The 11517-nt window shown below is 70.9% G+C and carries 9 protein-coding genes; 1 reads left to right on the top strand and 8 read right to left on the bottom strand.

Annotated elements, in window-relative coordinates; genetic code table 11:
• Positions 1 to 138 precede the first annotated feature (138 nt).
• From AB0383_RS46880 to AB0383_RS46860, 5 genes are all read right to left on the bottom strand, one after another.
• A complete protein-coding gene (locus AB0383_RS46880) occupies positions 139 to 1143 on the bottom strand; it encodes an ABC transporter substrate-binding protein (RefSeq protein ID WP_366190982.1) in 1005 nt (334 codons plus the stop codon).
• Between the two features lie 41 nt (positions 1144 to 1184).
• Positions 1185 to 1610, bottom strand: a complete 426-nt coding sequence (locus AB0383_RS46875; RefSeq protein WP_366190980.1) for a hypothetical protein — start codon at positions 1608 to 1610, stop codon at positions 1185 to 1187.
• Between the two features lie 226 nt (positions 1611 to 1836).
• Positions 1837 to 3387, bottom strand: a complete 1551-nt coding sequence (locus AB0383_RS46870) for a GMC oxidoreductase (protein ID WP_366190978.1) — start codon at positions 3385 to 3387, stop codon at positions 1837 to 1839.
• Positions 3384 to 4946, bottom strand: a complete 1563-nt coding sequence (locus AB0383_RS46865; protein ID WP_366190976.1) for an amino acid permease — start codon at positions 4944 to 4946, stop codon at positions 3384 to 3386. Before AB0383_RS46865 ends, AB0383_RS46870 begins: the two co-directional genes overlap by 4 nt.
• Positions 4947 to 5014: 68 nt before the next feature.
• Positions 5015 to 6484, bottom strand: a complete 1470-nt coding sequence (locus tag AB0383_RS46860; RefSeq protein ID WP_366190974.1) for an aldehyde dehydrogenase family protein — start codon at positions 6482 to 6484, stop codon at positions 5015 to 5017.
• Positions 6485 to 6693: 209 nt separating this feature from the next.
• Here AB0383_RS46860 and dxs point away from each other — a divergent pair, with 209 nt between their 5' ends.
• Complete coding sequence (dxs, locus tag AB0383_RS46855) at positions 6694 to 8613, top strand: 1-deoxy-D-xylulose-5-phosphate synthase (RefSeq protein WP_364174317.1); 1920 nt, start codon at positions 6694 to 6696, stop codon at positions 8611 to 8613.
• A gap of 107 nt (positions 8614 to 8720) precedes the next feature.
• On the opposite strand, the gene AB0383_RS46850 is transcribed toward dxs, so the two are convergent.
• The 3 genes from AB0383_RS46850 to speB are packed head-to-tail and all read right to left on the bottom strand — an operon-like array spanning position 8721 to position 11487.
• Positions 8721 to 8912, bottom strand: coding sequence for a hypothetical protein (locus tag AB0383_RS46850; RefSeq protein ID WP_364174314.1), 192 nt, complete (start codon positions 8910 to 8912; stop codon positions 8721 to 8723).
• Positions 8909 to 10546 (bottom strand): thiamine pyrophosphate-binding protein, encoded by a 1638-nt coding sequence (locus AB0383_RS46845; RefSeq protein WP_366190971.1) that lies wholly within the window; start codon positions 10544 to 10546, stop codon positions 8909 to 8911. The genes AB0383_RS46850 and AB0383_RS46845 overlap by 4 nt, the downstream gene beginning before the upstream one ends.
• A complete protein-coding gene (gene speB, locus AB0383_RS46840) occupies positions 10543 to 11487 on the bottom strand; it encodes an agmatinase (RefSeq protein ID WP_364174921.1) in 945 nt (314 codons plus the stop codon). Before speB ends, AB0383_RS46845 begins: the two co-directional genes overlap by 4 nt.
• Between the last annotated feature and the right edge of the window lie 30 nt (positions 11488 to 11517).

The raw sequence follows: 11517 nt of genomic DNA, 5'->3' as shown, positions 1-11517 counted from the left end.
GATTGAGCGGTGCGATCGGCCGCCAGGCCGATCCGACCGCTCAATCCACAAGCCGGCTCAAAGGCGATCTCGCACGCCCCGGCGGAGCCGGGGCCAAAGACACAGCGATCTCGCACGCCCCGCCGGAGGCGGGGCCCATTACACAGCGCCCGCGATCTTGGGCACGACCTCCTTCAGCCCGTACGGCACCGACAGCGCCGAAGGGAACGCCAGCGCGATCGCCGTGGTCAGGTCGAGTGCGACGTACGAGCCGCGGCGCACGGCGGGGAGCTGCTGGAACAGCGGAAGCGCCTCGGTCTGTGCGCGGCTGCCCGGCGTGGTGTAGGTGAGCACGAGGACGTCGGCATCGATGAGGTCCAGGCGTTCCGGGCTGATCTGCGAGCGGCCCGGGATCGAGGTCTGGGGAAGCGACGTCACCTTCGGCGAGAGCACCAGGCCCAGCTGCGCGAAGAACAGGGCGGACGCGTCCTGGGCGCTGGTGATCGTGGTGATCGTGCCGTCGCCGGTGACCGGGCCGATGGTGAACGTGCGGCCGGCGAAGCTCGGGTTGGCGTCCTTCGCTGCCTTGATCTGGGCTTCGACGTCGGTCACGAGCTTCTCGGCCGCGTCAGCCCGGCCCAGCGTGGTGGCGACGCGGCGTGTGGTGACCTGCCAGGTGTCCTTGTTGTACCCGGAGGCGGACGACAGCGTCGGAGCGATCGCGCTGAGCGTCTTGTAGTCCTGGGCCAGCGTGGACCGGTCGGTGCCGAGGATCAGGTCGGGCTTGAGCGCGGCGATGCGCTCGAAGGGCAGCTGCGTGTCGGCGAACAGCTCAGGCGGGTGGGCGCCCGCCTTCGCCTTGAGCCACGGCGACATCCCGCCCGGCAGGAACTTGCCCAGGTCAGGGGTGATGAGCGGCACGGCGCCGAGCGCGACGGCCGCGTCGGAGTCGCGGTACTGGCCCACCGACACCACGCGTTGCGGCGGCCGGGGGATCGTCGTGGTGCCTTCGACGCCCTGCACGTCGACCGGGAAGCCCGGCGCGGCCGGACCGCCCGCGGCCGGGGTCTCCTCGGCGCTCGAACAGGCCGCCAGAGCCAGCCCCGCGGACACCCCCACCGCGGCTTCGAGCACACCACGCCGCCCCACCAGGCCAGAAGTCATGGCCGGGATATTAGGTATGCATTGCCTACTCTGGCAATGTGTCAGCGGCGCTTCACCGCGAATCCCGATGCGAGCCCCGTTATGGTCAGCAGCACGCCCACTCCGAGCAGTAGCCACGCGCCGAGCGCCGGCCGGATTTCGGCGGTGGGGAACACGTCGGCCGCCGCCGGCAGCGTCCGCACGAGGTACCGCACGGCGATGCCGCACAGGATGAGCCCCGGCAGCGTCGCGAACGCCAGCGGCTCGTCGCTGTGTCGCCGCAGCGAGACCCACGCCAGCGTGAACGCCGCGGCCAATGCCACCGCGCACACGAGGCGCAGCGCCACGCCGAGCTCCGGACCGGGAGCGGCGTCGGTCAGCCGGTCGGACAGGGCGTGGGCCGTCGGCAGCACGAGGGCCACCCCGCCCGCCACCGCCGCGGCGGCCACGACGACCGCGCGCGTGCTGCGCAGCGACCCACCGCTCACGACACCTCCACCAGGCCCGGGGGACCCGAGTGTACGGGCGTCGTGACCGGTTCCACTGCCTCCGGACGGGCGCTTGTGGACGGTGCCCGCTCACCGGAAACCCGGCTCGCGTGGCGATCTCCGCCGCGTTGCTGATCCGGCCAAAAGCAGGCCGACCCCCACGCGGCACGTAACCGTTGCCACGAAGCCATTCGGCCGTGACTGTGGTCGGGTTGGTAACGATCGGTCAGTAGGCGCGGTCCTGCTTGATGAGGTCCGCGCATTTCTCGCCGATGGCCATCGTCGTGATGCACGGGTTCACGGTCACCAGGAACGGCATCACCGACGCGTCCGCTACGCGCAACCCGTCGACGCCACGCACGCGCAGGCGGGCGTCGAGCACCGCCTCCGGGTCGCCGTCGGGGCCCATCCGGGCGGTGCACGCGGGGTGGTAGACGGTGTTGTGGGTCTTGCGCAGGTAGTCGGCGATCTCGTCGTCGCTCACGCAGTCGCGGCCCGGTGAGAGCTCGGTACCGGCCCACTCGTCCAGGGCCGGCTGCGCGGCGATCTCACGGGCCAGCTTCACGCCGTGGGTCATCACGCGCAGGTCGTGCTCGTCGGTGAAGTAGCGCGGGTCCACGCGGGGCTTGTCACGAAAGTCGCGCGTGCGCAGGCGGACGGTGCCGCGCGAACGGCTGCGTGTGACGTTCGGCGTGAGGCAGAAGCCGTTCTCCGTGGTCGGGTAGCCGTGGCGGAGAGTGTTCATGTCGAAGGGCACCGAGCCGTAGTGGAACATCAGGTCGGGCCGGTCCAGACCTTCCTCGGTGCACGTGAAGATGCCGATCTCCCACCACTGCGTGGACTCGGTGACCATCGGCTGCAGCGCGTCCCACTGGACCAGGCCCTCGGGGTGGTCCTCCAGGTTCGAGCCGACGCCGGGGGAGTCCACCAGCACGTCCACGCCCACCTCGCGCAGGTGCCCGGCGGGTCCGATGCCCGAGAGCATCAGCAGCTTCGGCGTGTCGATCGCGCCGGAGCTCACGATCACCTCGCGCCGCGCCGTCACGGTCGTGTGGTGTATCAGGTCGGGGTGCTGCAGCTCGACGCCGGTGCAGCGGCGGCCGTCGAACAGCAGCCGCTTGGCCCGCGCGCCGGTGCGCACCTCGAGGTTCTCGCGGGTGTCCAGGATCGGGTGCAGGTACGACACCGAAGCCGAAGACCGCACGCCGTCTTCGCGCGCGTTGATCTGGAACCAGTTCGCGCCGTGGGTCACCGTCTTGCCGGAGTTGAACTCCGTGGTCGGGATGCCCGCCTGCGCGCACGCGGCGAGCATCGCGACACCCGCCGGGTCGCGCGGCGGCACGGACCGGATCGTGACGGGTCCGGAGCGGCCGTGGTGCTCGCCGGGACCGTCGTTGGTCTCGAGTCGTTGGTACAGCGGGAAAATGTCCGCCGCCGACCAGCCCGGGAGGCCGAGCGACGCCCACTCGTCGAGGTCTTCGGCCGGCGCCCAGAACGCGATGCACGAGTTGTGCGAAGAGCACCCGCCGAGCACCCGGGCGCGGGCCTGGCGGAGGTAGGAGTTGCCGGCTTCCTGCGGCTCCACCGGGTAGTCCCAGTCGTAGCCGGATTCCAGCAGTGCCATCCAGTTCGTGAGTTCGAGCACGGCGGCGTCGTCCACATCGGACGGTCCGGCTTCCAGCAGGCAGAGGGTGACGCCCGGGTCCTCCGAAAGTCTCGCCGCCACCACCGAACCGGCCGTGCCGCCGCCGACCACCACGTAGTCGAACTCGTTCACCTGGACTCCTCCTTTGCGGACGGCTCCGACGACGGCACCGAGGCGTGGCCGGCCAGAACCCCGATGCGGTGGCGCTGCACGAACCAGTAGTAGGCGAACCCGCCGGCCGCGAACACGCCGACGAAGAGCACCGAGCTCCAGCGCAGGTACCAGTGGAACGGCGGGGACGCGTTGTAGATCTCCGTGCGCGGCCAGGCGAGGTTCACGGTCATCCCGATGCCCCACAGCACCGCGAGCACGTTCACCGGCAGGCCCCAGCGCCCGAGCGAGAAGCGCCCGGGCGGGCAGTCCTTGCGCGGCCAGCCGCCGCGCAGGCGTTTGATCAGCATCGGGACCGTCACCAGCAGGTAGGCCAGGTAGATCAGGATGATCGCGAGGCTCGTGACCGCTGAGAAGATCTGTGACGAGTTGATGTTCACCAGCAGCAGCGCGATCGCGATCACGCCGATCACGATCGCGGGCAGCACCGGCGTGCCGGTCTTCTTGCTCACGCGCGCGAGCCGCGAGCCGCCCGGCAGCGCGTTGTCGCGTGCCATCGCGAACGCGATGCGGATCGCCGCCGTGTGCACGGCCAGCACGCACACGGTGATCGCGATGAACACCACGAACAGGAAGATCCGCCCGATCGCAGGCCCGAGCGCGTCGGTGAGCACGAACTGCAGGCCGACCGTGCCGAGCTCCGGCGCGTGGATGTTGCCGACGGCCATGAGCGCGAACAGGATGATCAGCCCGCCGAGCAGGAACGACGCCACGAGCGCCCGCATGATCGCCTTCGGCGCGTTGCGGTGCGGGTCCACCGACTCCTCGCCGAGCGAGGCAGCCGTGTCGAACCCGTACATCACGTAGGACGACGCGATGGCCGCGATGAGGAACGCGCCGAGGTAGCCGCCCGCGTGCCCGGTGCCGGTGCCGTTCGTCTCCGTGACCACGCCGGGGCCGCGCACGAAGTGGAACGCCAGGAACACGACCAGCAGCACCGCGAACAGCAGTTCGATGAACACGCCCGCGCTGTTGATCCGCGCCATCAGCTTCACGCCGAACGCGTTGACCAGCGTGGTGAACACGATCAGGACGGTGGCCAGCAGCACGCCGTTGGCCGCGTCGCTGGAGCCCGACCCGTCGCCGATGAACTGGAAGAACGAGGTGATCTGCGGCAGCGTGCGCTGGTAGGCCAGCGCCGTGGCGGAGATGGACACGATCGAGGCCAGCAGCATCATCCAGCCCGCCAGCCACGCCACGTGCCCGTTGCCGAGCTTCTTCGCCCAGTTGTAGACCGATCCGGCCACCGGGTACTGCGCGGCCAGCTCCGCGAAGCTCAGCGCCACCATGAGCTGGCCGGCGAACACCATCGGCCACGACCACCAGTACGCGGGGCCGCCTTGCGAGATCCCCAGGTAGGAGAGCTGGAAGACACCCGTGAGCACCGAGATGTAGCTGATGCCCGCGGCGAAGGTGTGGAAGCTGCCCAGCGTTCTCTTGAGCTGGTTGGTGTAGCCGAACTCGCCGAGTTCCTGATCGCTGGTGTCCGCGTTGCCACGGCCGCCGGTGTCGGTGCTCACGGGCACTGGTCCTTTCGGTGGTTCTCGATCGGACTAGGGCTTGACGGCGCTTCTTCAGCGCGCGGGTGTCAGCCGGCGAACCACTTCTGCGGACCGGGACGCAGGTTCTGATAGATGTGCTTGGCCTCCGTGTACTCGGCCAGGCCCGTCGGGCCCAGCTCGCGGCCGAAGCCGGACTGCTTGTACCCGCCCCACTCCGCCTGCGGCAGGTACGGGTGATAGTCGTTGATCCAGACCGTGCCGTGGCGCAAGCGGTTGGCCACGCGCTGTGCTTTCGCGGCGTCGTTGGTGAACACGCCGCCGGCCAGCCCGTAGTGGGTGTCGTTGGCGATGCGCACGGCGTCGTCCTCGTCGGTGAAGGTCTCGACCGTGAGCACCGGTCCGAACGACTCCTCGACCACGGCGTGGCTGCCCTGTGCGACGTTGTCGAGGATCGTCGGCAGGTAGTAGAAACCGTTCCGCAGCTCGGGGTCGTCGGGCCGCTTGCCGCCGGTCCGCAGCACCGCGCCCTCTGCCAGGGCCGTGGCGACGTAGCGCTCGACCTTTTCACGGTGGGCGGCCGAGATCAGCGGTCCGGTCTCGGCGTGTTCGTCGAACGGCCCGCCGAGGCGGATCCGCTCGGCGCGGCGCACCAACTCGTCGACGAACTCGTCGTGCCACTCGCGCTGCACGATCAGGCGCGCGCCCGCGGAGCAGACCTGGCCGGAGTGCAGGAACACGGCGGTGAGGGCGTAGTCCACAGCGGTCTCGAAGTCGGCGTCGGCGAACACCACGTTGGGGTTCTTGCCGCCGAGCTCCAGGGCCACCTTTTTCACCGTCGCGGCGGCGTTGGCGGCGATCACACGGCCGGTGGCCAGGCCACCGGTGAACGAGACCAGGTCCACGTCCGGGTGCTCCGAAAGCGGCGCGCCGGCTTCCGGGCCCGCGCCGAGCACCAGGTTGGCGACGCCGCCGGGCAGGCCGGCCTCGGTGAGCAGCTTCATGAGCAGGATCGACGTGTGCGGCGTCAGCTCGCTGGGCTTGAGCACGAACGTGTTGCCCGCGGCCAGCGCGGGCGCGACCTTCCAGATGGTCTGGAGCAGCGGGTAGTTCCACGGCGTGATGAGCCCGCACACACCCACCGGTTCGTGCACGATCCGGCTGAACGCCTCAGCGCTGCCGGTGTCGACCACGCGGCCCGCGTCGTTGGCCGCGAGCTTGCCGAAATACCGCAGGCAGGCGGCGATGTCGGCCATGTCGTAGCGGCTCTCCACCAGGCGTTTGCCGGTGTCTAGCGATTCGGCGCGGGCGAAGGTCTCGGCGTCGCGGTCGAGCAGGTCGGCCGTGCGCAGCAGCAGGTCACCGCGCTGCGCGGCGGGCGTCGAGGGCCACGGGCCGGTGTCGAACGCGCGCCGGGCGGCGGCGATCGCGGCCTCGGTGTCCTCGCGCGTGGCCTCGGCCACCTCGGCGACCGGCGACCCGTTGGCCGGGCACCGGATTTCGCGCCGGCCGCCCGCCTTCGCGTCCACCCATTCGCCGCCGATGTAGAAGTCCGCCATGAGGCCCTCTCGATCTTGGTCCGGTTCGGATTATCGGGGCCACTCGCGGTAGTCGCGACTTGGCCGAAGACTCCATGTTCACACCCGACCGTGGAGTTGCGCGGGGCCTCGGCGTGTGATCCGGAACGCGGGCGGCGCGGCGGTGGTGGCGCGGATCCGTAGACTGGCCCGAACTGGCGGGAGCGAAGGGAACCAGGCGAGGTGGAGCTGTGACGATGCTGGACTCCGTGCACGGACCGGCGGACCTGAAGCGCATGAGCGTCGAGGACCTCGACGAGCTGGCCGCCGAGATCAGGGATTTCCTCGTCGAGAAGGTGCGGCGGTCCGGGGGGCACCTGGGCCCGAACCTGGGTGTCGTGGAGCTCACGCTCGCGCTGCACCGCGTGTTCGACTCGCCACGCGACGCGATCGTGTGGGACGTCGGTCACCAGGCGTACGTGCACAAGATCGTGACGGGCCGGCACACCGAGTTCGACAAGCTGCGCCAGCTCGGCGGCCCGACCGGGTACCCGTCGCGCGCCGAGAGCGAGCACGACCTGGTGGAGAACAGCCACGCGTCCACCGCGCTGTCCTATGTGGACGGCCTGGCGAAGGCGTTCGAGCTGTCCGGCGGTGCCCCGCGCCACGCCGTGGCGGTCGTCGGCGATGGTGCGCTGACCGGCGGCATGTGCTGGGAGGCGCTCAACAACATCGCCGCGAACCGGGACCGCCCGGTCGTGATCGTGATCAACGACAACGGCCGGTCCTACTCGCCGACCATCGGCGGGCTCGCCGACCACCTCGCGGCGCTGCGGCTGCAGCCCGGTTACGAGCGCCTGCTCGACGGCGGGCGCGAAATCCTGCGCAATACCCCCGTGGTGGGCAAGCCGATCTACGCCGCGCTGCACGCCGCGAAGGCCGGCATAAAGGACGCGCTGAGCCCGCAGGTGATGTTCTCCGACCTGGGCCTGAAGTACCTCGGCCCGGTCGACGGCCACGACCTGGTGGCGCTGGAGAAGGCGTTGCAGAGCGCCCGCGCGTTCGGCGGCGCCGTGATCGTGCACGTGGTCACCGAGAAGGGCCACGGCTACGCGCCCGCGGTGAACCACCAGGCCGACCAGATGCACCAGACCGACCCGATCGACCCCGAGACCGGCCTGCCGCCGGTGAAGGGCCCCAGCTGGACCGGCGTGTTCGGCGACGAGCTGGCGAAGATCGGCGCCGAGCGTGAGGACGTGGTGGCGATCACCGCCGCGATGCTGCGCTCCACCGGCCTGGAGAAGTTCTCCGAGAAGTTCCCGGACCGCTGGTTCGACGTCGGCATCGCCGAGCAGCACGCCGTGACGTCGGCGGCGGGCCTCGCGATGGGTGGCTACCACCCGGTGGTGGCGGTCTACTCCACGTTCCTCAACCGCGCGTTCGACCAGGTCCTGATGGACGTGGCGCTGCACCGCCAGCCGGTGACGTTCGTGCTCGACCGCGCCGGCATCACCGGCCCCGACGGCCCCAGCCACCACGGCATGTGGGACCTGTCTCTGCTCGGCATGGTGCCCGGCATGCGCGTGGCCGCGCCGCGCGACCCGGGCACGCTGCGCGAGGAGCTGCGCGAGGCCGTGGCCGTACAGGACGGCCCGACCGCGCTGCGCTTCTCGAAGGGCACCGTCGGCGCCGACCTGCCCGCCGTGGAACGCCTCGGCACGGTCGACGTGCTGCGCCGCCCGCGCGAGTCCTGCACCCCGGATGTGCTGCTCGTCGCCGTCGGCTCGTTCGGCAAGCTGGGCCTCGCGGCCGCCGACCGCCTCGCCGACCAGGGCATCGGCGTCACGGTGGTCGACCCGCGCTGGGTCGTCCCGGTGCCGGCCGAACTGGTCGCCCTCGCGGAACAGCACAAGCTCGTGGTGACGGTCGAGGACAGCGGCCGCCACGGCGGCTTCGGCTCCGCCCTGGCCGCCGTCCTCCGCGACGCCGACTGCGACGTCCCGCTGCGAGACCTGGCCGTGCCGCAGGGCTTCCACGAGCACGGCTCGCGCGATGAGGTGCTGGACCGCGTGGGGTTGACCGCTCAGGACGTGGCGCGTCGGATCACGGAGTGGGCGTCGGGTCGGTTGGGTGTGGTGCAGGATGTACCGGCGGAGAATCCGCGGGGCTGAGTTTTCGCTCGTGAAAACGGCGGGTCCCTTCGTGAAGGGGCTCGCCGTTTTGTTCGGTCAGGAAATCAGTAGCCTTGAACGCGGGTATGCACGTGGTGTCCTGACGTCTACCGGTAAGGACGTGACGTCGAATTCGTCGTGGACGTCCGCGTGCTCCAGCGCTTGTCGACGTCGGACTGTCCGGAGTGGACGCTCGCGCTGACCACCTCCCCAGCGGATGGGTCGGTGCGGGCGCTGACCACCTCCCCAGCGGATGGGTCGGTGCGGGCGCCGTCGACGAAGTTCAGGACCTGGGTCACCGCTTCTCCAGATGGGTCGGAGCGAACATCTTCAGCACGGCGGGCAGCACGACCACCGACGGTCCCGGCGTGCGCAGAGCCGTCGCCACGTCCGCGCCCACCGCGTCGAGCGTGGACAGCACAGCCGGAACCCCGAACGACTTCGCCAGCGCCACGAAGTCGGGCCGCGCCAGCTCGGTCGCGGTCGTCTCGCCGAACGCGCCGGTGAGGTACTCGCGCAGGATGCCGTAGCCGCCGTCGTCGATCACGAGCCAGGTGACGTCGAGGCCATGTTGCTTGGCGGTGGCCAGCTCGGCCAGGCCGTACATCGCTCCGCCGTCGCCGGAGACGGCCAGTGTGCGGATGCCGGTGGCGGCGGCGCCGAGCGCGCCGGGAAGGCCGTAGCCGAGGCCGCCCGCCCCCTGCGCGGTGTGGATCGGCGCGCCGTCCGGCTGCCACGCCGACCACGCCCAGTAGGCGGCGATCGTCATGTCCCAGAACGTCTGCGTGCCCTCCGGCAGAGCTGCCCGCAAGTCGTCGACGAGCTTGCGTTCCGCCGCCAGGTCTTGACCGTCCAATCGCGACTCGACGCGAGCCAGCAGATCCGCGACGGCGGTCTCGGCTCGCCCGTCCGCAGCCCTCGCGGGAACTTTCAAAGCCTCCAGGAACAGCCGCACGTCGGCGTGGATGCCCAGCGCGGGGTAGTTCGACTCCAGCTTCCCGAGGTCGGCCTCCACCTGGATCAGCCGCCCGCGCGGCGCGAACTCGCGGTAGTTGCTCGACAGCTCGCCGAGCCCGGACCCGAGCACCAGCAACAGGTCCGCGTCGGCCAGGAATTCCGTGGTGTGCCAGTCCTCCAGCCACGAGCGCGCCGACAGCTCGTGGTCCCACGGGAACACGCCCTTGCCGCCGAACGTCGACACCACAGGCGCCCGCAGCGCCTGAGCCAAGCCGAGCAATTCCGCATGCGCACCGGACCGCAGGGCGCCACCGCCAGCGAGAATCACCGGCTTCTCGGCCGCGGCCAGCAGCCGCCCCGCCTCGTTCACCAGCTCCGGCAACGGTTCCAGCGGCACTGGCGTCGCGGCCACCTCGTGCAGGGGCGGCAAAGCAGCCGGCGCCAGCAGCACGTCCTGCGGGATCTCCACCCACACCGGCCCGTACGGCGCGGTTGCCGCCGCCGTCCACGCTTCGCGCAGCGCCGTCGGGATCTGGCTGGCCGTCCGGACCACGTGCACCGACTTCACGACGTCGCGAAAGCTCGCCTGCTGGTCGGGCAGCTCGTGCAGGTACCCGTGCCGCCCGCCGCCGAGCCCGGCGACGGGGATCTGGCTGGAGATCCCGAGCACGGGCACGGACGCGGCCCGCGACTCCTGCAGGGAAGCCAACGTCAGCAAGGCACCCGGGCCTGTCGACACGATCATCGGCGTGACCGGCACCGGACCGCCCGCAGAAGCCGCCAGCCGTGCGCGGGCGAACCCGTCGGCGGCGAACGCGAGGTTGTTCTCGACCCGCGAGCTCACCACGCGCACGCCGTCCGCGCGCCGCAGCGCCTCGAACAGCCCCAGCGCGTGCTGGCCCGGCAGCCCGAACACCGTGTCCGCGCCGAGCGCCCGCAGCGTCTCGACGACGAGGTCGCCCCCAATGCGCGTCATTTGCTCTTCCCCAGCGCCAGCAGGCTCACGAGGTCGTAGGCCACGTGCGAGGCCGCGATGGCAGTGATCTCGGCGTGGTCGTAGGCCGGGGCCAGCTCGACGACGTCGGCGCCCACCAGGCGCAGGTCGCGCAGCCCGCGCAGGATCTCCAGCAGTTCGCGGCTCGTCATCCCGCCCGCCTCGGGCGTGCCGGTACCGGGGGCGTGCGCGGGGTCGAGCACGTCGATGTCCACCGAGACGTACAGAGGCCGGTCGCCGATCCGCTGCCGCAGCGCGTCGACCGTCTCGTCGATGCCGCGGCGCAGCACGTCGCCGGAGGTGACGATGCCGAAGCCGAGCCGGCGGTCCTCCTCGAGGTCGCGCTTGCCGTACAGCGGGCCACGCGTGCCGACGTGCGAAAGCGCTGCCGTGTCGAGGATTCCTTCCTCGACGGCGCGGCGGAACGGCGTGCCGTGCGTGTAGGGCTCGCCGAAGTAGGTGTCCCACGTGTCGAGGTGCGCGTCGAAGTGCAGCAGCGCCACGGGACCGTGCTTCTTCGCCGTCGCCCGCAGCAGCGGCAACGCGATGGTGTGGTCGCCGCCGACCGTCACGAGCCGCGTGCCGCCGGCCATCAGCGCCTCGGCGTCCTGCTGCACCTTCTCGATCGCTTCGCCGATGTGGAACGGGTTCGCCGCGATGTCACCGGCGTCCACGACCTGCCGTTCGGCGAACGGCGACACGTCCAGCGCCGGGTGGTACGGCCGCAGCAGCCGGCTCGCCTCGCGCACGGCGGCGGGACCGAAGCGCGCGCCCGGCCGGTAGGACACGCCGGAGTCGAACGGGACGCCGACCACGGCGACGTCGGCGCGCTCCACCTCGTCGATCCGCGGCAGCCGCGCGAAGGTCGCGAAGCCGGCGAAGCGCGGGACGCGCGACGAGTCGAGCGGGCCGATCGGGGGCAGGTCACTCACTGCGGTGTGCTCCTCGTGGGT

It is taken from the genome of Amycolatopsis sp. NPDC051373 (assembly GCF_040689465.1).
Lineage (GTDB): Bacteria > Actinomycetota > Actinomycetes > Mycobacteriales > Pseudonocardiaceae > Amycolatopsis.
Note: the sequence above shows the minus strand (reverse complement) of the source record. Positions and strands in the feature narration are given on the sequence as shown.